Source organism: Streptomyces niphimycinicus (genome assembly GCF_018883605.1).
Classification (GTDB): domain Bacteria; phylum Actinomycetota; class Actinomycetes; order Streptomycetales; family Streptomycetaceae; genus Streptomyces; species Streptomyces niphimycinicus.
In genome coordinates this window covers 16,112-41,063 of record NZ_JAHLEM010000174.1, presented here as the reverse complement: position 1 = coordinate 41,063, position 24,952 = coordinate 16,112, and the positions used below count along the sequence as shown (strand labels likewise).

26 protein-coding genes are annotated in these 24,952 nt (G+C 69.8%); 15 read left to right on the top strand and 11 right to left on the bottom strand.

Going from position 1 to position 24,952, the window contains the following annotated elements; all coding sequences use genetic code 11:
- The 7 genes from KN815_RS17410 to KN815_RS17380 form a co-directional block, all read left to right on the top strand.
- Window positions 1-1,147, top strand: a 1,147-nt coding sequence (locus KN815_RS17410) for a V-type ATPase 116kDa subunit family protein (RefSeq protein ID WP_216342841.1), incomplete at its 5' end; no start/stop codon positions are given.
- Window positions 1,144-1,563 (top strand): ATP synthase subunit C, encoded by a 420-nt coding sequence (locus KN815_RS17405; RefSeq protein ID WP_216342840.1) that lies wholly within the window; start codon window positions 1,144-1,146, stop codon window positions 1,561-1,563. The genes KN815_RS17410 and KN815_RS17405, both read left to right, overlap by 4 nt.
- A gap of 38 nt (window positions 1,564-1,601) precedes the next feature.
- The gene (locus KN815_RS17400; RefSeq protein ID WP_253209043.1) at window positions 1,602-1,787 is read left to right on the top strand and encodes a V-type proton ATPase subunit F family protein; all 186 of its coding nucleotides are present in this window, start codon (window positions 1,602-1,604) and stop codon (window positions 1,785-1,787) included.
- Window positions 1,784-2,311: a hypothetical protein gene (locus KN815_RS17395; protein ID WP_216342845.1), complete on the top strand. Its 528-nt coding sequence runs from the start codon at window positions 1,784-1,786 to the stop codon at window positions 2,309-2,311. Before KN815_RS17400 ends, KN815_RS17395 begins: the two co-directional genes overlap by 4 nt.
- A complete protein-coding gene (locus tag KN815_RS17390; RefSeq protein ID WP_253209042.1) occupies window positions 2,308-4,140 on the top strand; it encodes a V-type ATP synthase subunit A in 1,833 nt (610 codons plus the stop codon). Before KN815_RS17395 ends, KN815_RS17390 begins: the two co-directional genes overlap by 4 nt.
- A complete protein-coding gene (locus KN815_RS17385) occupies window positions 4,124-5,542 on the top strand; it encodes a V-type ATP synthase subunit B (RefSeq protein WP_216342838.1) in 1,419 nt (472 codons plus the stop codon). The genes KN815_RS17390 and KN815_RS17385 overlap by 17 nt, the downstream gene beginning before the upstream one ends.
- Complete coding sequence (locus tag KN815_RS17380; RefSeq protein ID WP_216342837.1) at window positions 5,539-6,177, top strand: V-type ATP synthase subunit D; 639 nt, start codon at window positions 5,539-5,541, stop codon at window positions 6,175-6,177. The genes KN815_RS17385 and KN815_RS17380 overlap by 4 nt, the downstream gene beginning before the upstream one ends.
- 78 nt (window positions 6,178-6,255) lie before the next feature.
- Here the strand turns inward: KN815_RS17380 and KN815_RS17375 are convergent, their stop codons facing one another.
- From KN815_RS17375 to acsA, 5 genes are read right to left on the bottom strand one after another with little or no spacing between them, the layout of a single operon-like run.
- Window positions 6,256-6,501 carry an acyl carrier protein gene (locus tag KN815_RS17375; protein WP_216342836.1) on the bottom strand — a complete coding sequence of 82 codons (246 nt, stop codon included), beginning with the start codon at window positions 6,499-6,501 and terminating at the stop codon, window positions 6,256-6,258.
- Window positions 6,498-7,883: a dihydrolipoamide acetyltransferase family protein gene (locus KN815_RS17370; RefSeq protein ID WP_216342835.1), complete on the bottom strand. Its 1,386-nt coding sequence runs from the start codon at window positions 7,881-7,883 to the stop codon at window positions 6,498-6,500. The genes KN815_RS17375 and KN815_RS17370 overlap by 4 nt, the downstream gene beginning before the upstream one ends.
- A 2-nt stretch (window positions 7,884-7,885) precedes the next feature.
- Window positions 7,886-8,881 carry an alpha-ketoacid dehydrogenase subunit beta gene (locus KN815_RS17365; protein ID WP_216342834.1) on the bottom strand — a complete coding sequence of 332 codons (996 nt, stop codon included), beginning with the start codon at window positions 8,879-8,881 and terminating at the stop codon, window positions 7,886-7,888.
- A gap of 4 nt (window positions 8,882-8,885) precedes the next feature.
- Window positions 8,886-9,983 carry a pyruvate dehydrogenase (acetyl-transferring) E1 component subunit alpha gene (gene pdhA / locus KN815_RS17360; RefSeq protein WP_216342833.1) on the bottom strand — a complete coding sequence of 366 codons (1,098 nt, stop codon included), beginning with the start codon at window positions 9,981-9,983 and terminating at the stop codon, window positions 8,886-8,888.
- Window positions 9,980-11,770, bottom strand: coding sequence for an acetate--CoA ligase (gene acsA / locus KN815_RS17355; protein ID WP_216342832.1), 1,791 nt, complete (start codon window positions 11,768-11,770; stop codon window positions 9,980-9,982). The genes pdhA and acsA overlap by 4 nt, the downstream gene beginning before the upstream one ends.
- A 199-nt stretch (window positions 11,771-11,969) precedes the next feature.
- Here acsA and KN815_RS17350 point away from each other — a divergent pair, with 199 nt between their 5' ends.
- Window positions 11,970-12,569, top strand: a complete 600-nt coding sequence (locus tag KN815_RS17350) for an Rv1733c family protein (RefSeq protein WP_253209041.1) — start codon at window positions 11,970-11,972, stop codon at window positions 12,567-12,569.
- 42 nt (window positions 12,570-12,611) lie between these two features.
- Complete coding sequence (locus KN815_RS17345) at window positions 12,612-12,890, top strand: DUF1876 domain-containing protein (RefSeq protein ID WP_216342831.1); 279 nt, start codon at window positions 12,612-12,614, stop codon at window positions 12,888-12,890.
- Window positions 12,891-13,058: 168 nt separating this feature from the next.
- Here KN815_RS17345 and KN815_RS17340 read toward each other — a convergent pair whose 3' ends face one another.
- Window positions 13,059-13,727 carry a CBS domain-containing protein gene (locus KN815_RS17340; RefSeq protein WP_216342830.1) on the bottom strand — a complete coding sequence of 223 codons (669 nt, stop codon included), beginning with the start codon at window positions 13,725-13,727 and terminating at the stop codon, window positions 13,059-13,061.
- Window positions 13,728-13,956: 229 nt separating this feature from the next.
- On the opposite strand from KN815_RS17340, the gene KN815_RS17335 reads away from it, so the two are divergent.
- A complete protein-coding gene (locus KN815_RS17335) occupies window positions 13,957-14,430 on the top strand; it encodes an Hsp20/alpha crystallin family protein (RefSeq protein WP_216342829.1) in 474 nt (157 codons plus the stop codon).
- Between the two features lie 173 nt (window positions 14,431-14,603).
- Here KN815_RS17335 and KN815_RS17330 read toward each other — a convergent pair whose 3' ends face one another.
- Window positions 14,604-15,242 carry a CBS domain-containing protein gene (locus KN815_RS17330; RefSeq protein WP_308403657.1) on the bottom strand — a complete coding sequence of 213 codons (639 nt, stop codon included), beginning with the start codon at window positions 15,240-15,242 and terminating at the stop codon, window positions 14,604-14,606.
- 178 nt (window positions 15,243-15,420) lie between these two features.
- Window positions 15,421-15,852, bottom strand: a complete 432-nt coding sequence (locus KN815_RS17325) for a DUF2267 domain-containing protein (RefSeq protein ID WP_216342827.1) — start codon at window positions 15,850-15,852, stop codon at window positions 15,421-15,423.
- Window positions 15,853-16,399: 547 nt separating this feature from the next.
- Between KN815_RS17325 and KN815_RS50440 the strand changes: the two genes are divergently transcribed.
- Genes KN815_RS50440 through KN815_RS17315 form a run of 3 tightly spaced genes read left to right on the top strand, consistent with a single transcriptional unit; the run spans window position 16,400 to window position 18,143 of the window.
- Window positions 16,400-16,936, top strand: a complete 537-nt coding sequence (locus KN815_RS50440; protein WP_253209046.1) for an HPF/RaiA family ribosome-associated protein — start codon at window positions 16,400-16,402, stop codon at window positions 16,934-16,936.
- Window positions 16,891-17,217 (top strand): sigma 54 modulation/S30EA ribosomal C-terminal domain-containing protein, encoded by a 327-nt coding sequence (locus KN815_RS17320; RefSeq protein WP_253209045.1) that lies wholly within the window; start codon window positions 16,891-16,893, stop codon window positions 17,215-17,217. Before KN815_RS50440 ends, KN815_RS17320 begins: the two co-directional genes overlap by 46 nt.
- Before the next feature lie 56 nt (window positions 17,218-17,273).
- A complete protein-coding gene (locus tag KN815_RS17315; protein ID WP_216342825.1) occupies window positions 17,274-18,143 on the top strand; it encodes a universal stress protein in 870 nt (289 codons plus the stop codon).
- 180 nt (window positions 18,144-18,323) lie between these two features.
- Here the strand turns inward: KN815_RS17315 and KN815_RS17310 are convergent, their stop codons facing one another.
- Window positions 18,324-18,830: a DUF6328 family protein gene (locus KN815_RS17310; protein WP_216342824.1), complete on the bottom strand. Its 507-nt coding sequence runs from the start codon at window positions 18,828-18,830 to the stop codon at window positions 18,324-18,326.
- 910 nt (window positions 18,831-19,740) lie between these two features.
- Window positions 19,741-20,343: a GrpB family protein gene (locus KN815_RS17305; RefSeq protein ID WP_216342823.1), complete on the bottom strand. Its 603-nt coding sequence runs from the start codon at window positions 20,341-20,343 to the stop codon at window positions 19,741-19,743.
- 391 nt (window positions 20,344-20,734) lie between these two features.
- Between KN815_RS17305 and KN815_RS17300 the strand changes: the two genes are divergently transcribed.
- The gene (locus tag KN815_RS17300; protein WP_253209039.1) at window positions 20,735-22,309 is read left to right on the top strand and encodes an ISL3 family transposase; all 1,575 of its coding nucleotides are present in this window, start codon (window positions 20,735-20,737) and stop codon (window positions 22,307-22,309) included.
- On the opposite strand, the gene KN815_RS17295 is transcribed toward KN815_RS17300, so the two are convergent.
- A complete protein-coding gene (locus tag KN815_RS17295; RefSeq protein WP_216342821.1) occupies window positions 22,303-22,806 on the bottom strand; it encodes a hypothetical protein in 504 nt (167 codons plus the stop codon). The genes KN815_RS17300 and KN815_RS17295 overlap by 7 nt on opposite strands.
- A 1,440-nt stretch (window positions 22,807-24,246) precedes the next feature.
- Here KN815_RS17295 and KN815_RS17290 point away from each other — a divergent pair.
- A complete protein-coding gene (locus tag KN815_RS17290; RefSeq protein WP_216342820.1) occupies window positions 24,247-24,462 on the top strand; it encodes a hypothetical protein in 216 nt (71 codons plus the stop codon).
- Window positions 24,463-24,952 lie beyond the last annotated feature (490 nt).

The following is a 24,952-nucleotide window of genomic DNA, read 5'->3' as shown; positions in this document are numbered from 1 at the left end:
GGTGCCGCACGGCGCCGTCGCGGCACTCGCCGGATGGTGTCCCGCCGCGGACGTCCCGGCGACCGCTGAACGCCTGGCCGGGGCGGGCGCCGCGCTGGTGCCCCTGCGCGCCCCGCGCGGAACCGATCCGCCGACGCTGCTGCGCGGTACCGGGGCGGTACGGCGCTCGTTCGCACCACTGGTGCGCACCTACGGCACGGTGCCCTACGCGGATCTCGACCCGACGATGCCCGCGGGCGTCGTCTATGTGGTGATGTTCGGGGTCATGTTCGGGGACGCCGGGCACGGGGCGCTGTTGCTTCTCGCCGGGCTCCTGCTGCGCTTCGGCCACCCCTGCCGGGCCCGCGGCTTGCGTCCGCTGTGGCCGTTCATCGCCGGGGCCGGGCTGACCAGTGCCCTGGCCGGTGTGGCGTACGGGGAGTTCTTCGGGCCCACCGGTGTGCTGCCGGTGCTCTGGCTGAATCCGCTGGAGGAGCCGATGCGGCTGCTCATCGCCGCCGTCGGGCTCGGCGTCGTGCTGCTCGCCCTGGCTTACGGGGTGGGCATCGTCAACCGCTGGCGGGAGGGCGGGCCGGCAGGGGCCCTGTACGCGCTCTCCGGTATCGCCGGGGCGGCGCTCTACCTCGGGCTCCTCGTCGTGGGCGGCGCGGCCTGGCTGCACCGCCCGGAATTGGCCTTCACAGGCGTGGCGGTCGCGGGCGCGGGTCTCGTCCTGGCGGGCAACGGTCTGTTCGCCGTGACCGGCGGCGGTCCGGGAGGGGTGGTCCAAGTCGGGATCCAGCTTTTCGACGGGGTGTTGCGCATCGGGTCGAACGTCGTCTCCTTCGCCCGGCTGGCGGCGTTCGGACTCACGCACGCGGCGCTCGGCGCGATCGTGTGGCAGGGCACCAGGGCGCTGGCGGGCCTGGGCGCGGCGGCACTGCCCGCGGCCGTGGTGTTCTTCGCCGTCGGCAACGCGCTCGCCTTCGCCCTCGAAGCGCTGGTCGCCGGGGTACAGGCGCTGCGGCTGGAGTTCTACGAGCTGTTCTCGCGGGTTTTCGAGGCACAAGGCCGCTCGTTCCGTCCCTGGCGGCTGCCCGTACTGGACGGTAACGGACCCGAGGCCGCTCCGCCGCGAGGGGATACGCCGGGCAAGGAGACCACATGATCGTCTGGCTCATCGTTCTGCCCGTCGTCGCCGTGGTCCTGGCGGTCGGCCGGGGGCTGCTGCGGCGTTCCGGGCACACCGCCCTGCGGTGGGTGCTCGCCACCAACTCCCTGCTGTTCACGGGTGCGGTGGCGCTGCTCACGGTGGCACTCGACCACCGCCCCGCGCAGGCGGCCGCCCCGGCCGCGGCGGCGGCGCAGGGCTCCGGCTCGGCCGCGCTGATCGGTGCCGCGATCTCGGTGGCCGGGGCGTCCATCGGCGCCGCGATCGCCGTGGCCTACACCGGGGCCGCCGCCGTGGCCGCGATCAGCGAGCGTCCGGAGCTGTTCGGCCGGGCGATGGTGATCGTCGGGCTGGCCGAGGGCATCGCCATCTACGGCCTGGTCGTGGCGATCATCTTGATCGGAAAGTCCTGATCATGGGGCGGGTGGTAGCCGTCGGGGAGCGGACACGAATGGCCGGATTCGTCCTGGCGGGGGTCACCGTGGTGGCCGCCGAGGAACCGGACGCGGTCCGCGAGGCGTGGCAAGCGCTGCCGCCCGGGACCGCACTGGTCATCCTCACTCCCGCCGCGGCGGACGCGCTCGGCCAGGTCCTCGTGGAAGGTACCCGGCCGCTCACCGTGGTGATGCCGTCATGAAACCGACCTCCGACCAGGCGGTGACCGCACTCGCGCCGGTGCGCGCCGCCTTGCTGCGCACGGCCCGCGACGAGGCGCGGGGGCTCCTCGATCGGGCGGACCGGGAGGCCGCGGCACTGCTCGGCGAGGCGAGGGCCACGGCGCGCTCGCTTCTGGAGGAGGCTTCGCGGCAGGGCGAGCAGGACGGCGCGGCCGCCGCCCGCACCATACGGGCGGGCGCCCGCCGGGCGGCCAGGGTTCGGACGCTGGCTGTTCGGCGGGAGGCGTACGAAGAGCTGCGCCGCCGGGCCTTCACGCGTGGCCGTGAACTTCGGGAGGACCCCGCGAGGTATCCGGCCGCCCGGGATCGGCTGCGACGGCGGGCGTCGCGGTTGCTGGGCCCTGATGCCGAGGTCACCGAGGCCCCGGACGGAGGGGTGGTGGGCCGGGCTGCGGGTCGGCGCGCCGAGTGCACTCTGGACAGTCTCACCGCACGCGCGCTGGACCGGCTCGGGGTGGAGGTGGAGGCGCTGTGGTCGCCGTGAGCGGATCCGCCGAGGCGTCCGGGCGGTTCGTGCACCGAGCCGCCCCGGGAGATTCCTGCCGCGTCCTGCGGGTCGCGGGGCCACTGGTCGAGATGGAGTACGTGGGCGACACCGCGATGTACGACCTGGTATCCCTCGGTGAGGCCGGGATCCCGGGCGAGGTGGTGGCGATCAGCGGCAGTGTGGTGACCGTGCAGTCCTACGAGTACACCGGCGGGCTGGCCCCGGGGGACGTGGCGCGGCCACAGGGCGCCCCGCTGTCCGCGTCGCTCGGCCCCGGACTGCTCGGTGGTGTGTTCGACGGCCTGCTGCGGCCGCTGTCCGGCAGCGGGGACTGGCTTGCGCCGGGGGCGGCCCAGGGTGTGGCCGAGGAGCGTGCCTGGCTCTTTGTGCCGGCGGTGAGCGAGGGGGATCGCGTCCATGAGGGCGGCGTGCTGGGGCAGATCCGGGACGGCGGGCCGGTCCCGCTGCGAGTTCTGGTGCCTCCGGGGGCCGGTGGCGTGGTGGAGCGCGTCGCTCCCGAGGGGAGATACCGCCAGGAGGCGGTGGTGGCCGCCGTGAGCGGAACGGAGGTACGGATCGGCACCACGTGGCCGGTCCGACGTCCGCGCCCGGTACGCGAGCGCGGTGGCGAGCGGGAGGCGCTCGCCACCGGACAGCGCGTGATCGATCTGCTCTTCCCCGTGGCGCGCGGTGGCACGGTGGCCGTCCCGGGCGGCTTCGGCACCGGAAAGACGATGCTGTTGCAGCAGATCGCCAAATGGTGCGACGCCGATGTGATCGTCTACGTCGGTTGCGGGGAACGCGGCAATGAGATGGCGGATGTCATCGCCGAGCTGTCCGCCTTGGAGGACCCGCGCGGCGGGGGACGGCTGGCCGACCGCACGGTGACCATCGCCAACACCTCCAACATGCCGATGATGGCCCGTGAGGCGAGCATCTACACGGGAGCCACGGTCGCCGAGTACTTCCGCGACATGGACCTCGATGTGGTCGTCATCGCCGATTCCACCTCGCGGTGGGCCGAGGCGCTGCGCGAGTTCGCCTCCCGTACCGGGGCGCTGCCCGCCGAGGAGGGCTATCCGGCGGGCCTGGCATCGGCGATCGCCGCGTTCTACGAGCGTGCGGGAGCCGTGACGACACTGGGGGGCGGCCGGGGCTCGGTCACCGTGATCGGGGCGGTCTCGCCGCCCGGCGGCGACCTGACCGAGCCGGTCACCGCGCACACCGAACGTTTCGTGCGCTGCCTGTGGTCGCTGGACCGCGACCTGGCCTACGCCCGTCACTACCCGGCGGTGTCCTGGGCGGGCTCGTTCTCCCGGGACGCGGCGGCGCTCGCCGCCCGGCACGCGGCGGCGGGCGACCCCGCCTGGTCCGCCCGGCGTGATCGGATCGCCTCGGTGCTCGCGGAGGCCGACCGGCTGGCCGACCTGGTCGACCTGATCGGCATCACGGCCCTGCCCGACCAGGAGCGGGTCAGTGTTCTGGCCGGGCGGCTGGTGCGCGAGGGAGTGCTGCGGCAGAGCGCGCTGTCCGCCCACGACGCGTACTGCGGGCCGGACAAGGCCGCGGCGCTGGCCGAGGCCGTGCTCGCGGTCGTCGGCCGCTGCCGGGAACTGGTGGCCTCGGGGCTGCCCGCGGCCACCGTCGAGACGGTGGACTTCGGGCCGGTGCTCCGGGCCGGGGAGGAGGTGGGGCCGCACGACGCCGAAGGGGTGAGGGCACGGCGGGAGGCGATGCTCGCCCGCCTCGGGGAACTCCGTGGACCAGGTGTCTCCCACCGTGCCGTGGCGGGTCGGGACGTGAGCGACCGTGACTGGCTGGAGTGAGGTCGAGTACACCGCCGTGCGGGAGCTGCGCGGCCCGCTCGCCATCGTGGACGGGGTCTCGGGAGTGGGGTGGGACGAGTTCGTACGGATCACTCTCGACTCGGGCGAGCTGCGCTACGGCCTGGTGCTGGAGGTGGACCGTGAACTCGCCGTGGTGCAGGTGCTGGAGGACACCTCCGGCATGGATCCGGCGGGTGTGCGGGTGTCCTTCGCCGGGGAGCCGCTGCGGATTCCGGTCGGACCGGACTGGCTGGGCCGGGTGTGCAACGGCCGGGGCGAGCCCGTCGACGGCGGTCCACCGGTCTTCGGTGAGCGCGGCGCGGCGGTGGGCGGCACCCCGATCAATCCGGTGCGGCGGGAGCCACCGTCGGATCCGGTCCTCACCGGAGTCGGCGCCGTCGACGGCCTGACGACGCTGGTGCGCGGGCAGAAACTGCCGGTGTTCTCCGTGGCCGGGCTGCCCCATCTGGAGCTGGCCGCCCAGATCGCCGCGCAGTCCACCGTCGGCGGCGATCCGTTCAGCGTGGTCTTCGCCGGCATGGGCCTGACCCACCCGGACGCCCGTTTCATCCGGGACGTCCTCGAAGAGCGCTCGGCCGCCGGGGAGCTCGTACTGCTGCTCAACACCGCCGACGATCCCGTGATCGAGCGGATCCTGACCCCGCGGGTCGCGCTGACCGTGGCCGAAGACCTCGCCTTCACCGGCGGCCGCCATGTGCTCGTGGTGATGACCGACATGACGGCCTACGCCGAAGCGCTGCGGGAGGTCTCCGCCGCCCGGGGCGAGGTCCCGGCCCGCCGCGCCTACCCCGGCTACCTCTACAGCGATCTGGCCTCGCTCTACGAGCGCTGCGGGCGGATCCGCGGCCGGAAGGGATCGGTCACCGTCCTGCCCGTCCTCACCATGCCGGCGGGAGACATCACCCATCCGGTCCCCGACCTGACCGGCTACATCACCGAAGGCCAGATCGTGCTCTCCCGCCAGACGCATGCCCTGGGCGTGTATCCGCCTGTTGACGCCCTCTCCTCCCTGTCCCGGCTGATGCGCAAGGGCGCCGGGCCCGGCCGGACCCGGCCCGATCACCTCGATCTGGCCGCCCAGATGCTGGCCGCCCTCTCCCGGGCACGGCAGGTCCGGGAGTTGGCCGACCTCGTCGGGCAGGCGGCCCTGAGCCCGACCGACCACCGCTACCTCGCCTTCGACGAGGCGTTCCTGCACCGTTTCGTGGACCAGCCGCGTGATGAGGCGCGTTCCTTGGACCGGACACTGGACACCGCCTGGCAGGTGCTGCTCACCCTCCCTCGCGGCCAGCTCGCCATGCTTCCCCCAGCCCTGCTCGACGCGCACGGCGCGGAGGAGGAAGAAACGGCGGACGGCGAGAGACGGGCGTCAGAAACATGAGCGCCGCGTCGGCCACCCCGCCATCACGCGCGGGCCGTCTGCGGCTACGGCACAGCCTGGACGTCGCCTTGCGGGGAGCCGACCTCCTCGATCAGAAGCTGCGCATCCTGCGAACGCGGCACGAGGAGCTGCTGCGAGCCGAGGAGGCCGGGGCGCACGCCTGGCACGACACGGTCCGGGAAGCCGAGACCTGGCTGCTGCGGGGGCTTCTCCAAGGGGGCGAGCACGCCTTGGAAACGGCGGCGGACGGAGTCGGCCCCCCGGAGATCGACTGGCGCGAGGAGACCACGATGGGAGTGCGCCACCCCTCGCACGTCTCGTGCCGGGTCCCCGGCCGCTCCCCGGACGCCGCCACTCCCGGGAGCACCGCCTTGATACACGCCGAGGCCGCCTGGCGGGAAGCGCTGCGGGCAGGCGCGGAGTACGCCGTCGCGCGGGCGGCCGCCGGGATCGTCGGGGCCGAGGTGGCGCGCACCCGTCAGCGGGCACGCGCGCTGCGGCGCCATTGGATCCCCCGTCTGGAAGAGTCGCTCGCCCAGGTCGGACTGGCCTTGGAGGAGAGTGAGCACGAGGACGCCGTGCGACGCCGGTGGGCGGCCGGTTCGTCCGACGGCCGCGAGAGCGATGGTGGATGACCGCCGCCTGGTCCCGGCCGGTCGGCACGCGCGCCGGCCGCCGCGGTGGAGACGAACCCGCGTCAGCCGCCATCGGCCTCACTCCGTGCGCGAGGCGAGGAACTCGGCACAGCCGGACAGGGTGGTGAGCCGCGGAGTGTCCTCGTCGTCGATGCGGACACCCGTGCGCCGGCTGAGTGTCTCGACGAAGCTCAGGAAGTCCAGCGAGTCGAGCTCGAGGGCGTCGCGGAAGGCATCGTCCGGGCGCAGGGCGGCGAGGTCGGCGCCCGGCACGACCTGCGCCAGGGACTCCTTGACCACGTCCACTGCTTCGGTGCGGTTCACAGCTCCTCCGGGTGTTGCAAGAGGCGGTCGACCGCGGTCAGGCAGCGGGCCCCGATGGCGCCGTCGGTTGCCCGGTGGTCGGCGGAGAGGGTGGCCGTGACCGTCGGCCGTACACCCAGCAGCCCGTCGACGGCACAGGGACGGTCTACAACGCGCCCGAACCCGATGAGGGCCACTTGCGGCGGGTAGATCACGCCGAGAACGCTCTCCACTCCCTGATCCCCGAGGTTGGTGACCGTGATGGTGGGGTCGGAGACCTCGGACCCGCGCAGCCGCCCCTCACGGGCCCGGGTGACCAGATCCTTCAGGCGGGCCATCAACTGCGGGAGGGCAAGAGTGTCGGCGTCGCGCAGCGCGGGGGCCACGAGCCCGCCGCCGCGGAGGGACACCGCCACGCCCAGGTGCACACCGTCGCCCTCGGTGAAGTGGTCCTCGGTCCAGAAACCGTTGAGCGCGGGCACTTCCCGCACCGCCAGGGCCGCGGCCTTCAGCAACAGGGCCGCGGGGAGCACCCGCTCGCCCACCGGGCCGCGCCGGTTGTGCTCGCGCAGCCAGCCCATCGCGGCGGCCATGTCCACCGTGGTGGACAGATAGTAGTGCGGGATGTCCCGCTTGGAACGCGCCATCAGACTGGCGATCGTCCGGCGCATAGCCGCGGCCCGGTCGTCAGCAGTACGCGCCGGTTCCGCAGCCGTACGCGCCGGTTCCGCGCGGTCGCTCACCAGAGCGGTGGCGGGACCGGCAGCCGCCTTGCGCACGTCATCGGCCCGGACGGCGCCGTATCTGCCGGTCCCCGACACGGTCGAGAGATCCACCCCCAGTTCCCCGGCCAGCCTTCGGGCGAGCGGGGTGATCCGCGCTCGCGGCTGCCGGGCGGCAGCGCGCCTGACATCGGAGCGAGAGATGCGCCCATGAAGGCCCGAACCGTGGAGTGTCTCCAGGTCGACACCCCGCTCCCGCGCCAGCCGCCGGACCAGGGGGACGGCCTCGTGCTGAGGGCGCTCCTCCGGTGGAGGGGCGACGGGGGACTCCTGGACACCGGCGGGGGCCGGCTCGGGCAGAGGCGGCGGGATCGCCTCCGGTGGCGGCGTGGCCTTCGGCTTGCGCCCCCGCGGCGGCTTCCTCCTGGGCTTCTCCGGTTCCCTCGGCTCCGTTTCGATCAGCGCGAGCGGGGTGCCCACGGGCACCGTCCTTCCGGGCTCGACCAGCAACTCCCCCACCGTTCCGGTCTCGAAGCACTCGACCTCGATCGTGGACTTCGCGGTTTCGACCACCGCGACCGGATCACCCCGCCGGACCCGCTCACCGGGGCGCACCAGCCACTCCTGGAGCGTTCCCTCGTCCATGTCGGCGCCCAGCGACGGCATCGTGAACTCGGCCATGGTCAGTCCACCGCCCGGTGGGCCGCGGCCACGATGTCGGTCACCTGCGGCAGCGCGGCCTCCTCCAGTCGCCGGGCGTAGGGCATGGGGCACTCGGCACTGCACACTCGCTCGACGGGTGCGTCCAGTTCGTAGAACGAACCCTCGGCGATCCGTGCGGATACCTCGGCGGCCAGACTGCCGGTCCGCCAGGCTTCGTCGACGACGACGGCGCGGTGCGTGCGGGCCACCGAGGCGGCGATGGTCCCGCCGTCCAGTGGCCGCAGTGTGCGCAGGTCGACGACCTCGGCGCTGATGCCGTCGACGGCCAGCTCGTCGGCCGCCATGAGCGCCTTGGGCAGCGAGCCGCCATAGGTGATCAGGGAGATGTCGGTGCCGGATCTGCGGACCGCCGCGTGGTCCAGGTCCACCGCCGCGGCAGGTGGCCCGAGCTCGCCCGAGGCGTTGTAGAGAACGCCATGCTCGAAGATCAGGACCGGATCGGGGTCGGCCAGTGCGGGAGCCAGCATGTGGCGAGCGTCCTCGAGGGTCGCCGGGGCGATCACCCGGATGCCGGGAATGTGGGCGTACCAGCCCTCGAGGCTGTGCGAGTGCTGCGCCGCGAGCTGGCGGCCGGCGCCCGTGGTCATGCGGATCACCAGGGGAACGGGCAGCTGACCGCCCGACATGTGGAGCAGGGTGGCGGCGTTGTTCAGGATCTGGTCGAGGGCGAGCAGGCTGAAGTTCACCGTCATGATCTCGACGATCGGCCGCATCCCGGCCAGCGCCGCGCCGATGCCCGCGCCGACGAACGCGGACTCCGACAGCGGGGTGTCGCGGACCCGCTCCGGACCGAACTCCTCCAGCAGTCCGAGGCTGACGCCGAAGCAGCCGCCGTACCGTCCCACGTCCTCCCCCATCAGGAACACGCGGTCGTCGGAGCGCATGGCTTCGCGGAGGCCCTCGCGCAGCGCTTCCCGGTAGGTGGTCTTCCGCTCATCCGTCCGGCCGGGTCCCATGGCCTCAGCTCACCTCCGCCGGTGTGCTGGTGACATGGCGCAAGAGGCTCTCGGACGACTCCTCCGGCGCCTGTTCGGCCGCCTCGACCGCCTGGTCCACCTCGTCACCGATCCGGCGTTCCGCCTCGGCCGGCTCCTTGTCGTCCAGTTCCCCGCGCTCGCGCATCCGGTCCGTGAGCCGCTCGATGGGGTCCTGCGCCTTCCACCGCTCGATCTCGGCCTTGTCGCGGTAACGGTCCGGGTCGTACATCGAGTGCGCCCGGAACCGGTAGGTACGCAGTTCCAGGAAGTGTGGTCCGGCGCCTGCCCTGATTCCCCCGGCCGCCCGGTGGGCCGCCGTTTCGACGGCCTCGGCGTCCATGCCGTCCACGGCCCAGGAGACCATGCCGTACGAGGCGGCGCGCAGGGCCAGGTCGGTCTGTGCCTCATGGCGCTCCAGGGCCGTGCCCATGGCGTAGCGGTTGTTCTCACAGACCAGCAGCAGCGGCAGGTGCCACAGCGCGGCGAGGTTCGCGGTCTCATGGAACTCGCCCTCCGCGAAGGCGCCGTCGCCGAAGAAGCAGCAGGTGACGCGGGGCTGTCCGCGCATACGGTCGGCCAGAGCGAGCCCGGCGGCCAGCGGTATCCCGCCGGCGACGATCGCGTTCCCGCCGTAGAAGCGGCGGTTGGCGTCGAACAGGTGCATGGACCCGCCACGGCCTCCGCTGCACCCGGTCGTCCTGCCGTACATCTCGGCCATGACGGCCTCGGCCGGAATGCCTCGGGCGAGTGCGTGGCCGTGCTCACGGTACGTGGAGACCACCGCGTCGTCCGCGGTCAGCGCCTCGTTGACGCCGACGGCGACGGCCTCCTCTCCGATATAGAGGTGGACGAAGCCCCGGATCTTCGCCGCGCTGTACAGTTCGACACACCGCTCCTCGAAACGGCGTATCCGCAGCATGGCGTGCAACAGGTCGCGGCGGTGTGCGGCCCCGGGCCGATCGGCGGAAGCACCTTTGCCGCTCTTGCGCACGCTCTTCGATGCCCGGGGGGTCTTCGCCGTTTTCGGAGCCTCGGTGGTCTTGGACGTCTTGCGCGTCCGGGTCTCGCGGGCCGGGCTCATGCTGATCCCTCCAGAGTGGACAGGTCGCCGGTGGGCAAGTCGAGTTCCCGGGCCCGCAGCACTCGGCGCATGACCTTGCCGCTGCGGGTCTTGGGCAGGTTCTGGTCGAAGGCGAGCTCGCGGGGCGCCACCGCCGGGCCCAGGCGACGGCGTGCGAAGGCCAGCAGGTCACGTTCGAGAGCCGGGCTGGGCTCGATGCCGGGGCGCAGCGACACGAACGCCTTGACGAGGTTCCCGGCGACGGGATCCGGTCGGCCGATCACTCCTGCCTCGGCGACCGCGTCATGTTCCATGAGCGCGCTCTCCACCTCGAACGGCCCGATCAGATGGCCCGCGGACTTGATCACGTCGTCGGCGCGGCCCACGAACCAGAACCAGCCGTCCGCATCCCGGCTGACCAGGTCGCCCGTGAGATACCAGCCATCGGCGAACGATGCCTCGTAACGCTCCTTGTCGTGCAGATAGCCGCGGAACATGGATGGCCATCCAGGGCGCAGCGCCAGCTCTCCCTCGGCCCCCGGGCGGTCCTCCACCCTCACCCGCCCGTCCGTCACCAATGCCCGGCCGTTCTCCCCACAGGTCAGGACCGCCGCCTCGACGCCCGGCAGCGGGCGTCCCATCGAGCCGGGGCGGATCTCGCAGGCCGCGAAGTTCGCGATCATGATGCAGCCGGTTTCGGTCTGCCACCAGTTGTCGTGGACCGGGAGGCCCAGGACATCCCGGCCCCAGACCACCGCCTCGGGGTTCAGCGGCTCGCCGACCGAGGCGATGAACCGCAGACGGGACAGATCGTAGGAGGCCGGCAGGGCGTGGGAGCCCTGCCGGGGCGTGGACCGCATCAGCATGCGCAGCGCCGTGGGCGCGGTGTACCAGACGCTCACCCGCTGCTCCTGGAGGATCCGGTACCAGCGCCTGGTGTCGTAGTCTCCCTCGTCGACGACGACCGTCGCGCCGTGGACGAGGGGGGCGATGATGCCGTACGACATGCCGGTGACCCACCCGGGGTCGGCGGTGCACCAGTAGACATCCTCGGGGTGCAGATCGAGCGCGTAGGCGGCGGTGGCGTGGTGGGCGACCACCGCCTCGTGGACGTGCACCGCGCCCTTGGGGGTGCCGGTGGTGCCACTGGTGAAATGCAGCAGTGCCATGTCCTCCGGCGAGGTCGGCGGGATCGTGAACTCCTCCGGAGCCTCGTCCATCAGCTCGTCGAAACGGGCAGTGCCGGGCAGGTCCTCCCCGCCGGGGCCGACGATGACCACATGGGCAAGTCCCGGGAGCGAGGCGCGGCGTTCCGCGACCTTGCGCCGGTAGAGCGCCGCGGTGGTCACCAGGACTCGCGCGTCGCCGAGCCTCAGCCGCTGTTCCACCGGGTCGGGGCCGAAGGCGGAGAACAGCGGACAGAGCACGCTGGTGTTCTTCAGTGTGCCCAGCACCGCCGTATACAGCTCGGGGCAACGGCCGAGCAGCGTGAACACGCGGTCGCCCCGGCCGACGCCCAACGCGCGCAGGACGTTCGCGAACCGGGCGGTACGCCGGGCCAGTTCCGCGTAGCTGACAGTATGGACGGCACCGTCCCGGGCGACACAGCACAGCGCGAACTTCCCTCCACCGCCGGAGTGAACGTGCCGGTCCACCGCCTCGTGGGCGATGTTCAAGCCGCCGCCGGGGAGTCCGGCCAGCGCAGAGCGCGCCCGCGACCAGGTGAACTCGGCTCGGGCCCGGTCGTAGTCGGTGAGGTTCGGCGTGACATACGGTGCGGTGTCCTTCCGGATCGTCTCCCAGACCATGCACTGTCCTTCCGGTGTGAGTACCGCCCGACGAGTACCCTCACACACCCCCAAACCCCATCTATCATGGAATGCCATTTTTTTGATAAATAGGGTTATTCGGTCGTCTCTATGGGGCCCTTCGGCCCTGTATCCAGGTTCGCCCGCGCCCGACCGTGGAGGAGCAGGAGCTCGGCCGAACGGGTTCCGGAGGCCGGACATGAACTCACATGGTCGCCCCGGTGCGAGACAACTCGACCTGCGTGCTTATGCGCGTCTGTCGAGAGTCGACAATCAATTGCTGCGCCCCTGCGACCGGCTACAGTTCCGGCTCTCCATACTGCTGCTGTTCGTCCTGGTGATCGGCCTGCCGACTGCCTCGCTGAGTGCCGGACTCGCCGCGTACAGATCCGAGATGCACACGGTTCGCGTCCAGGCGGCGGAACGGCACCAGGTCACGGCGCGCCTGATCACGGACAGCGAGGGGACAGGTGCCGCCCGGCAGTGGGCCCAGGTCAGATGGGCGGATAGGGGCGGACCGAAGCGCACGGGCCTCGCCCGTGCGGCCAGGGGCACTCCGAATGGCACCATCGTGCGGATCTGGGTGGACCGCGAAGGGACCGTCACCGAAGCGCCGGTGCGGCCCGCGGACGCGACGGCGACCGGCTGGATCACCGGATGCGTCACCGCCGGCGCGGTCTTCGCCATGATCACCAATGCACGCGCCGGCCTCGCCCACGTGCTGGACCGCCGGAGATACGCGCGGTGGGGGGCCGAATGGGACCGGCTGGAACCACAGTGGTCCGGAAGGTCTCCCTGAACGGTGCCATGGCCGACCATCATCTTCTGAGAGGAGTAGACGATGCCACACACAGTGGAATGGAAAGTCCGCCTCTACCTCTTCGAGGACGAGGGAACGACGAAGGCACGCGTCGTGCTCGATACCAGGGACACCTCCCTAACCGGTCACGGGACTGCCCGACGCAATCCCGAGGATGATGACGTGCCCGAGATCGGCGACGAGCTGGCGGCCGGGCGGGCGCTGCACGATCTGGGTGACCAACTGCTGAGCGCCGCGGAGCGCGATATCAAGGGCAGCGGTGCATCCCCCCGCGCCCGGCCCCATGCGGTGTGGGGGTGACACCCTCGAATGGCACAACCTGCGCTGGCCGCCGCGCGACCCTATGTCGGGCATGGCCTACGTGCAGATGGTGCTGCGGCTGGGGTACGGCCCTCCGGACACGCGGACCCCAGGCGGCCGGTCGACGCGTCATCGAACCGTAGCTCCCGCGCGTCCTGGAGGAATCGCTCAGGTCGCGCGTACCGCCTCGTCCCGTCCGACGCCCCGGAAGTGGCATTCCACATCCACGACCCCCTCCACGGCTCGGGCAAGGCGCGCGGCCACAGGAATACGCGCGGTGTCGCGGAGCCGACCGCTGAGGGTGACGACGCCCTCGTCGACCCGCACGTGGATACCGCTGTCTCCGGGGAAGAGGTAGGACACCACCGTGCGACGGACCTCTTCCTCGATGTCCTGGTCCGAGCGGAGGAAGACCTTCAGCAGATCGCCCCGGCTGACGATTCCCAGCAACTTGCCCTCATGGTCGACCACGGGAAGCCGTTTGACTCCTCTCACTGCCATGATCCGGGCCGCCTCGGCCAGCGTGGCGTCCGGGTGGACGGTCACCGCCGGGGAGCTCATCAGCTCCTCCGCTGTCACCGCCCCCGCCTTCACCAGGTCGGGGAGGCTCCGCAACCGCTGGAAGCGGTCCGGATCACTGTCCCGGAGCTCCTCCTTGGGCAGCAGATCCGCCTCGGAGACGACACCGATGACACGCCCCTCACCCTCCAGCACCGGCATGGCGCTCACACGCCACTGCCCCAGCGTCTGCACCAGTTCCTTGAACAACGCGTCACGCCCGACAGCGACTACCGTCCGGGTCATCACATCACTCACGATGTGGAAAGTCTCGGACACGGGAATTCCTCCCTTCGCACGGCCTTCCGCCGACTCCCCCTCACTCAGTGTCCGGCCCGCCGATGTCCCCCGGCCACCTGAGGACCACGGTCATCCATGGGTCAGCCAGGCCGCGCATGTGTACCGAGCGTCCCTGCTGCCCCGCGTTCGGTGCTCGATTCGCAGTGTGGCGTGAAGGCGCGCAGCATGGGAGTTGACCGATTTCCAGCATTTCGCGAGGTGAGGTGCCATGACTGTGCCCGTACACCGCCGACCCGGCCAGCTCCTGGAAAGGCCCTTCCACACGCTGGGATGGGGGGAGCCCGTCGCCGCCGAGTACGACGACCTCTTCGAGCGGATGAACCGCTTCCTCGCGGCTGCCGCCAGTACCGCGCCCGCCGCCATGGCCTTCTCCCCCCTGGCCGATCTACACGAGACGGATGATGCCTACGTGGTCGAGGCGGAGTTGCCCGGCATCAAGCGGGAGGACATCGACGTCGAGATCGGCGAGCGGGAAATGTGCGTCTCCGGGACGTACAAAGAACGTGAGCGCGAAGGCGTCCTGCGGCACGGCACCCGGCGTACCGGACGGTTCGAGTACCGGGCTCTGCTGCCGGTCGACGTCAAGGCCGACGAGATCACAGCAGCACTGGCCGACGGGGTACTGACCGTCACCGTGCCCAAGGCGCAGGCGGCCAAGCCACGGCATATCGAGGTCACCTGAGCCTGATCCGCCACGGATGCACAGCGGTGGGACGAGCCATCTCACCCGCCCCACCGCTCGGGGGACCATCCCGCCTCCAGGCAACTCCGTCCGAAGAAGCGGCGCGCGGCGCACGACTCGCCCACGAACTCCAGCCCAGCGGCGGTGGTCGAGCAGGGTGGTGGCGGCTGTGGTCAGTCCTTGGCGGCCCTGTCGTCGAGGGCGTAGTCGATCAGCGGTCTGACGGTGACCACCCCGTCCACGCCCCCGGCCAGCCGTTCGGCGATCTGGGCGGTGCTGCGGTTCTCCACCTCGCCGCGCAGAGTGACGACGCCGTCATGAACCTGAACCTGCACCTCCTGTTCGCCCAGCCGCAGTATCGCCGTCAGTACTTCGGCGCGTATCTCCTGGCGTATCTCCTCGTCGGAGCGTAGGAAGACGCGCAGCAGGTCCGGGCGGCTGACGATGCCGATGATGTGGTCCGTCTCGTCCACGACGACCAGTCGCTTGACGTGATGGTGGTCCATCTCACGGGCCGCCCGGGCGACCGGCCAGTCGGCGTGAGCGGTGGCCACGGGGGTGGTCATCAGCCCAGCGGCGTTCTCCGCGCGTGCCTTGGCCTTCTCGTGCGGCCACCCGCGGGTCGCTGCCCGCCCCCCGTGCTGTTCGGGCCGTTCGGCTTGCTTGCGGAGCAGATCGGCTTCGGATACCAGCCCCACCGGCGCACCTTGCTCGTCGGCCACGGGCACGGCACTGATGCCGTGGCTTGACAGGATGGACGTGATTTCCTTGAAGGGGGTCTCCCGTCGGACGGTAACGACATCTCGTGTCATCACCTCACTGACGGTGCTGTGCTGGGCGGGCATCGTCGCACCTCCTTCCCGCCTGCGTGTCGCGCGGTGGGCGCCAAGTCGCCCCGCCTGGCCGACAGCGTGTTCATTACATGCTGGATCCGCAACCTTGGTCCCTGATTTCGGCAGCATCCGCCTCTTCGCCCGGACGGCGGCCCGGTCAGGCAGTCGGCTGGACGAGCAAAGCGCGGATGTCGTGCGGGAATTGTTCCAGTGCCGCCTCCAGATGTCCGGGCGAGCCGTGCCCATGTACGACGGTGGTGACCGCGGCGGCCATCCGGGGGACGTCCTCGGCGGTGACCTTGGCTTCCCGGACGAAGCGGTTCACGTAGCCTTCGCGGTTGTACTTGACCGGTACCACGCTGGGGTCCCAGCCGTCGTAGTAGGCGCCCCGCAGCAGCTCGGGGAGCTGCGCGGCGAAGTGGGCGGCCACATCGACAGTGAGCCTGTCACGAAACGTGTGCAGCCAGGCGCGCAGGATGCGGTGGGCGACGTGGCGGTCCTCGGTTCCGAGAACTTCCGACACCGCCTTCAGCCAGTTGTTGGCGCTGTGGATGGCGTGCTCGAAGCCCGGTGGATGTGTGGTGCGCATGGATTTTCCCTTCCAGTCTGTCCTCGCGTTCATGCGCCACGCGGGGCGGTATGCGCCCACTGAGAAGGTCGGCCCGCTCACAAGCGGCGGCTAGACACACCGGACCCCGGTAGCGTCTTGCATCCGCATCAATCAAGGGATGGGCTCGGTGGCCTCTCTTTTCCTGCCCAGCTTCCATGCTAGGCCGGGCGGAATCGATTGGCAGCCGCACCACCGCGCAACATCACGGGCACCATGCGCTGGAGAACACGGGGCCGGCCGGAGACGTACGCCGCCGGGGAAACCACCCGAGCCGCTCCCGACCCAGCGCACCACATAGGTGGTGTGCCATGTGCGCGCCAGGGGATCCCTATGCCTGCTGCGCCGCGAGGCGAGGCTGTCGCCGTCACCGGGAAGCAACCCGATGGGCGACGCCCGAAGTCGTCAAACCTGCGCCCAGGAGTACGCGTGTGGGTGCCCTGCCGCCCGGTTCCGCGCTGCCCATGCAGAGGGGAGCCATAGGCGATAAGTGTGGAAAGTGACATTTCCTGGAGTGAGGAGGGTTGCCATGAAGCGATCGGCATCACAGCGGGCTCCTGAGATCCAGGTGGAGACCCAGGGGCAGATGCCGCCCGGCGTCATCGAGTACGCGCAGGAGAAGGTACGGGCGCTCACCGGTCGGACAGGGGAACCGGTCCTCTTCGCTCGCGTGAAGTTGACCCACATGGCGAACCCCGCCATGGAACGACCGGCGCTCGCCCAGGCCAACCTGGACGTCAACGGACGCCTTGCCCGGGCCCACGTCGCCGCCACGACCGTCACCGAGGCCGTCGATCTACTACAGGACCGGCTCGCCGCACGGCTGGAGCGGCTCGCCGCACGGCTGGAGCGGCTCGCCGCACGGCTGGAGCGGCTGGAGGAGCACTGGGAGGCCCGTCGAGGCCGCGGACCCGCGCCGGGCCCGCACGAGTGGCGGCACGGCAGCGAGCCCGCCCACCGCCCCGGCTACTTCCCCGCCCGCCCGAGGAACGCGAGGTCGTACGGCACAAGTCCTTCTCCCTGGCCCGCGAGTCACCCGACGAGGCGGCCTTCGAGATGGAGATGATGGACTACGGCTTCCACCTGTTCACCGACATCGGAACCGGCGAGGACAGCGTGCTGTACCGGTCCGGCCCGACCGGCTACCGCCTCGCCCAGGTGCGCCCCCACCCCCACCTCGTCGGCCCCGTGGCCGTACCGCTCACCGTCAGTGACCTGCCCGCACCTCGGATGAACGTGGCCGGGGCGAAGCGGCGGCTGAACATCGCCGGCTTGCCGTTCGTGTTCTTCGCCGACGACACCACCGGACGGGGAAACGTCCTGTGCCACCGCTACGACGGCCACTAGGGCCTGATCTCCCCCCTCCGAGTAACGGCCCGCCTCACACCACAGGTACCCCGATCGTGGTCGGCCTCGACCCTGATCCGGGCAGACGCATGGCGCTTGCCTGGGCCAGCGACGCGGCGGACCGGCGCCGCCTGCCGCTGCTGCTGGTCCTCGCGCAGAACCTGCCGACCCCGGGCTACCGGCCGACGGGTGGGCGGCCGTCCTGGGAGGAGTGGAACGAGGCGCTGCATGCGACGGGGGATCGCCTGATGAGGGACGCGGTGGCCTTTGTCGAGTCGCGTCACCCCCGGGTGCGGGTGTCCGGGCTGCTGGCGGAGGGGCATCCGGCGTGGGTGCTGCGTGAGCAGGCTCAGCACGCCAAGGAGGTCGTGCTCGGTTCCTGGCATCTGAGTGCCCTCCAGGAGCTCTTCACCTCCGCCGCCGTCACCCTGCCGCTCATCGCCCACGCCCCCTGTCCCGTGGTGGTCGTACCGGAGTCGGAGCACGTCACCCAGCAGCGGCCGTATTTCGTGGTCGGAGTGGATGGCAGCGCTCATTCCGCGGCCGCCGTCGACCTCGCCTTCGAGGAGGCCGCCCTGCGCGGCGCGGTCCTGCGGGTTCTGTACGTGTGGCACCCTCCCCGGCTCGGGGTCCTGGACGAGGGCACCGCCATCCGGGAGTGCCGTCGGCTGCTGTCGGAGACAGTTGCCGGACGTACCGCGGCTCACCCGGAGGTGGAACTGCACCACGAGGTCGTGCGCGGACACCCAGTACAGATCCTCACCAAGGCATCCGAACACGCCCTCGGCCTGTTCGTGGGCACACGCGGGCACGGCGGCTTCACCGGCATGCTGCTGGGCTCGGTCAGCCAGGGAGTGCTGCACCACGCGCGCTGCCCGGTCATCACCGTCCCGCACGCGCACGAACAGAAGCCAATCGTTGACTGAACGAGGCTCCTCATGCCGGAACGCGGAACAGCAGCTCGTTTCCCGGCGCGGACGCGCCGAGGGCGGTGGGACATGTGAGGTTCGACGTGCTGACGTCGTGGCCCTCACCCGCGTGCCCCTCGGTCCATCGGACCGGCGTCGCGCCACCAAGTCCGTAACCGAAGTCCGGGCTCCCTCTGTCTAGGTCCGCCCTCGATACTTCCGCGGTGCGACCATCGCGCACCGCACCACCCAAGGCAGGATCCGCCACAACCCCACGCACACCAGCAGCGTCCCCGTACCGGCCGCGACCCCTGCCACGCGGCCGAGCGACACGTCCACCACCAGTAGCACCGAGCCGGTGAACGCCAGCATGAGGACCCACGTCCCGATCTTGGCCAGGCGCGAGGAGACGCGCACGATGACGGGCTTGGCGTGCTGCTGGAACAGCGCCCTGTGCAGCGCGGCAGGTGCTGTGAAGATGGCCGCGGCCAGCATGGCGAGCAGGAGCGTTGTTACGTACGTGACGCGCTGGACGGTGTCCAGCGTCGGAAAGCGCGGAGCGAAGGCCAGCGTCAACAGGAACGCGAAGAGGATCTGCACCCCGGTCTGGGTGACACGCAGTTCCTGCAACAACTCGGCGAAGTTGCGGTCGGCACGCTCAAGAGGCGTCTCGCGCCGTGCCTTGCCGGGAGGTCGATCGGCCATACTTGAGTATCCGCTCCGCCCCCCATAACGCGCGCGAGGTGAGGAACCCTTTGTGGAGTGACGGCAGGCCACGGGGTAACCGGCGTATCCCGGCGTCACCCTGTCGGACGACTCAGGTGCTGGAGAGCCGTGCCCGGCGGAACACCCGGCGCCGTGGGAACCTCCGCGGCGACCGGACCCCCTTCGGGAGCAGCTCCGGTCAGGGGCCATAGTCCCGACGTATTGGGAGTAGGTTCACTCACTCAGCAGACACAAAGACGCCTTGCGCCTCCTGACCCTGTGACCGGCGAAGCACACCGATGCGAGGCCCTCTTCGTCCCGTACACCCACCAAGGAGAGCTCCTCGCGTGGCATCGTGCAGAATCACTCATCTGCCAGGCCTTCCTCGCCTGCACCGTCGGCCTGGCGGCAAGACTGAGCGATCGAACGGCTGCCCCTGACAGATGATGCTCGGACCACCAGATGATCGGTCCTTGTCGAACGAACAGCGTCCACCAGCATGCGGGATCTGGCCGCACCGACAAGTCGTTTCCGTAGCGTCTCAGCTGAGATTGGCCGTTGATACGTCTCCCAATGCCACGCATCTTCCGTCAGCGCACGCTCAAGAAGATCGTCTCCGCCAGGCGTGAGCTGACTTTGCTGATCATCTTCGTCCGGGACGTGTGGTCGCTCGGCCTTGGCCCTCTCCTGCTCAATTGTCGGCACAGCATGTTCTACGGGGTATTCCTGGACCTCCGCCCGTTCAGACTCAGGTGCCGTCTCGCGCCCGGCGCCACTGATGGCTTTATCGAGCAGTAGTGGGTTCTGGCACAGATCTTGGGGAGCGGTCGCGGAGCGTTACCCAGAAGTCGATGGCGGCGTCGGTGAGGAAGCGGGGACCGCCGTCTCGAGGCGCCAGCCGCCGGCTGCGTCACCTGTCGCCGGTCACCGCCCGCTTCAGGATTCCTTCGACGACTTCGGTCTTGGCATCGGCATAGTTCTGCATGTACTCCCATGTTTGCCGGGACAGGGACCGCTTGGTGTCGGCGTACAGCTCACGGTCGCCGCTGTGGGTGCGCAGTCGGTCGCGGAAGAGCAGCATGCGTCTGGCCTCCGGGCAGCCCTCCGACAGGACGTGCAGGTTGGCTGAGTCTGCGCTGGGGGCGAGGTTGTGCTTGCGCAGGACGCGGTGCTCGTACCACTCGGGCTCGCGGATGACGAGCTCGAAGCCGATGCCTTCGAGAGCGGGCGCGTAGGCTGCCTCGTCGGCGGAGTCGGGGACGATCAGCAGCATGTCGATGACCGGTTTGGCGGGTAGGTCCGGTACCGAGGTGGAGCCGACATGCTCGATCCGGTGGTCGATGTGACTGAGGCGCTCGTGCATCCGCGCGGTCTCGCGCTCGAACACCTGCGGCCACCGCGGGTCGTACTCCCACAGAGTGACCTGGCCGATGAGCTTGGGTGCTCCGCCGATGCTGGCCGCCTCGATCTCCTCGGTGGTCATGGGGATGCGCGGGATCTCCTTGTCAGACATGAGTGGCTCCCGTCCTAGGCAGGGGATCGAAGGTCGAAGTGACCTTGGTAGTGGATCAACTTTAGTAAAGCGAACGGCTTGTCGGTTTCAGTGCAGCCGATGAACATTGCGATCCCGATGTGTGGTCCTGCGGCGGAGGCCGAGACCGCGTGCAGCATCGCTCGTCGCCGATGGTGTAGTGCAACGCTGCCAGGGTGTCGAACTGCGGAGCGTGGCCCTTCGTGCCAGTGCCCGGGCACCGCCCTCGTTGTGTCCGTGAGGGCGCGGGATTCGATTGGGGCGGGTTCGCGTGAGACCGCGTACGGTTCGCCGATAGACAAGGGGGGTGACGCTCCGTCAGATCTCTGACTGTCTCTGTCTTGGCCGGCCGTGGACGGTGACGGTGCTGGTCATGCAGGCCGATACATCGTTCTGGGACTCTCTCGTGTTCGACGGAATTGACGACGTGGACGTCGAGGCGGTGACCGCTGCCTTCGGCACGGTCGATGTGGTGGCCAGAGGCCGAGCGGTCGGGGCGGCATGTCCGGACTGCGGTCGCTTCTCGGACCGGGTACACGACTCCTATCAGCGCAGGTTGAAGGATCTCCCGCTCGGTGGGCAGAGGGTCGTGATCCGGCTGACGGTCCGGCGTTTCATCTGCGGCGCGGCGGACTGCCCGCGCCGCACGTTCGCCGAGCCGTTCGCTCAGCTGACCGCCCCGTACGCGCGCTTCACCACTCGGCTCAACCACATCCTGGAACGCATCGGACTCGCGCTCGCCGGACGAGCCGGCGCCCGGCTTGCTGCACAGAGGGGCCTCACCGCAGGGCGGATGACCTTGTTGCGCAGGGTTATCGCGCTGCCGGATCCGCGGTTCAGCACGCCGCGCGTGCTGGGCGTGGATGACTTCGCTACCCGCCGGGGCCATGCCTACTCCACGGTCTTGACCTGCGGAGAAACCCATCATGTGATCGATGTGCTCCCGACACGCGAAGCGGGTCCGCTGGCCGCATGGCTGGCCACCCACCCGGGCGTGGAGATCATCTGCCGTGACCGTGCGGGCGCCTACGCTGAAGGGGCCCGGCTCGGCGCCCCCGACGCACTCCAGATCGCCGACCGGTTCCACTTGTGGCAGGGCCTCGGCCGGGCCGTGGAGACCTGCGTCGCCGCCCACCGCAAGTGCCTGCAGGCTCAGGCACCGCCCAAGACGACGAACTCCGACACGCCGCCGGACGACTCAGGACCTGAAGGCCGACGGGCTCAGCGCAAGAAGGCCGCACACGCCCAGGTCCACGAACTGCTCGCCCAGGGCCACTCGCGCCGGGCAATCGCCCGCCACCTGGGCTGGGGCCTCAACACCGTGCTCCGATACGCACGGGCCAGGCACTGGCAGGACACCCTGCGCGAAAACCGCCCCCGGCCAAGCAGGTTGGACCCCTACAAGTCCTACCTGAAGCGGCGGTTCGCCGCAGGATGCACGAGTGTCACCCGTCTGCACCACGAACTCCTCGCCGAGAACGCCCCCGTCGCCTACCAGATGGTCCGTGCTTACATCGCCACCCTTCGCGCAGCCCCGCCACAGGCGCCGCCTCCGCCGCCGACGGTGCGGCAGGTCACCGGCTGGCTCACCCGCCACCCCACGGCCCTGAGTGAAGAAGAGCGCGCCGCGCTGAAGGACATCCTTGCCCGCTGCCCCGAACTGGACACCGCCGCCGGACACGTCCGCGACTTCGGCGAGATCCTCACCAACCGTCTCGGCCCCACGCTCCCCGCCTGGATCAACGCCGTCGACGCCAGCCAGCTGCCCGGCCTCACCAACTTCGCACTTCATATGCTCCGCGACCTCGACGCCGTGACCGCCGGACTCACCCTGCACTGGAGCTCCGGCGGCACCGAAGGCGCCGTGAACCGCATCAAAAAGATCAAAAGGCAGCTCTACGGACGAGCCGGATTCGAACTACTCCGCAAGATGATCCTGCTTCAGTAACCCTGCGCGACCGCTTCCCAAGATCTGTGCCAGAACCCCGAAGCAATCAACGAAGCCACACTGATGGCCTGTAGAAGCCCTGGCCCCACCTCGGCCCAACCAATCAGCAGCAACGGTCCAACCGCATCGAAGGCGGCTTTGCCGTTCTGACCAGCCAGCAGCGGATCCGTCACGTTCAACGCCAACGTCATCAGGCTGGAGAAGACCAACAGCCGGCGCGCCGACCGGAGCTGCTCCCGACTCGCACCCTGCAAGGCGAGATACCGCGTACCCAGCAGCAGCCCCAGCACAGAAAGATCCACTGCCGGGACCACCAGGGGCGCCACCCACGGCAGCACACCCAACCGCAGCGCCAAGGTCCATACATTGCCGAAGCCGAACAAGAACGTCAGCCCCACCACCGCCGCCATGATCAAGGTCACCGCGCGAAGAGTGACCACCCGCTCGAAGGAAGCACTCGGACCGCTGCTGTCATGTATCAGACTCTCGCCAGCCATCAGCGTGTCTCCTCCTGCGCTGATAGCTCAAAACTTCCCTTGATCACCAGCCTGCCGACGAAATTCCGCAGGTGAGGACCGCCATCCTTCTGCGTAGCGCCCTGCCGGGGGCGCATCGCTACACCCTGCGTAGCCCCAGGTCAGAGACGTCATACGACTCCCACTGGGGCTGCCTAAGGCACCGGGGCACAGGCGAGCGCGCACAGGCCTGGGCCAGCCACACGGCCTGTCTCCACCCCACGTCTCCGCAGGTCAATCGAGTTGGATGAGCAACGTCAGCACCGGCCCTCAGCGCCGCAGGTTCGAGCCATAGGGGGTAACTGCGACAAGCATCTGGTCACCCACCACAAGGTGCGCAGGTCAGAAGGGAGCAGGGGCCTACGCCTCGCGTGGCGGTGGCTTGAAGTCTGGCTCCTGGCCCACTGAGGTTCCCCCGCACTGCGGGGGAACCTCGCACCGGCCGGTCCTCGTCATGTGCGGCCGGTTCGGAAGCGCGGCTCTGCTCTCGCTGCTGAGCGACCCAGCTCACCACGTCGCGCAATGCTGCCACCTGCCGCCGAGCCAGAGCTTCCGCTTCCGGGCCCTGAACCGTGTCGACATGGAACTCGAAACGCACGTCCCGATGGCGACCAGCACCACTCGCACCGTCACCCGGGCCACCCCGTTCCATCGTTGCATCACGATCGTCGGGCATGACCACCAGCCTGCCCAGGCGTCCGCATCCGGCCCCGACAACAACAGGAAAGCCAGCCCAAAGAGTGAACCGCCTTGAACGAAGCAGGCGATGTACGTCTCGTCCACTCCTGGCGGGCGGAGCAAAGCCGTATTGACGTAGCCGTTCTGCCTGCGGAGGGTCGCCAGTGTGACCGGTTCGGGGGTGTCATGGGCCGGGAGCGCAGCGTCGTGTTGGGTGTGTCGATGACTTCCCGGTTCCCGCGGCCACGGTCTGAGCGTCAGCGCCTTGAAGTGGTGGTGACGTCCGTAGTGGAGAGCGGTGGAGGAGGTCTTCGTCGTTGAGCCGGACCTGCTCAACGACGACCGCCTGGCCCGGCGCTGGACGCGATCGCGCTGAAGCCGGAGGCGATCGCGGGCACGGCCGGCGCGCGGGGAATCGGTGGGTTCGGCATCGACGTGTCCTGGTTTCATGGGTATACGGCCAGTATATCCGCCGGGGGTGCCCACCCGGACCGAGCAGTACACGGTCATCAAGTACGGGCATCCCAAGGACCGGCGCATGGACCTGAAGCAGGTCCAGGGCCGGGCTGGCGGTGTCCGCCGACGGCGGCATCCCCGTTCACACCCGAGTCTTCGGCGGGAGTGCGGCCGAGGTCTCTCAGGTCGTCGGCGCGGGCCAGGGACGAGTGGTGGAAGACGCTCGAGCTTCGAGAAGACGACGCGCTGTTCTCCGCCGTATCGCTCAAGCGGCCCGATCCGGCAAGGGTGGAGAAGGAAGCGGTGCCGGTCCTGGCCCTCGACCTGAGAAACGGCTGCGCGCACCAGGCGGCCGGTGAAACTGGTCAACCCAACGTCCGGGCCGCACCCGAAATGCGCGAGGGTTTCCGGTACGACGGGACCGTGCTCGATGAGGGTAACGCGTTCCCGGTCTGCCGGTCCGTGAAAACCCTGATCGCCGCACAGTTCGAAAGGCTCACGTGATCACCCCCTGTTCCGCATCGCTGCTCAAACGGCCATGGCGACTACTTGCGGACGAATATGTCAACAACCTCCAGAGAAAGTACACAGACGGAAGTACCTGCACCGGGCATGGCCGCATGATGGCGGCCACCCCGGAGAAATGAACTCCTCGGTTTCCCCGCCGGCCGTAGCGGAGAATTCCGTTGCCCCGGCAAGTCGGCGCACGGCCAGTCTGTAGACCGGGTTTGCGGAATTCTTGGGGGAGGGATCTCCTGTGACCGCTATGGCCTGCGGCCGAGCAGGAACGGTCATGAAGATTCCTTCGGCCGGGAACGCGGGAGAGGCCGCAGGGGAGGGAGTCTGCGTATGTACGCGGGCTTCACGTGGTCGCCGGTGAGCCGCCGACCCCGGCTGCCCCCATCATCAGTTCAGGAGCAGCGCGGCAGCCACTCAGGTGGGTCGCGGGTTCCGGCCGGCCTGCTCGAACCGCGCCGCCAGAAGGCCGTGTTGC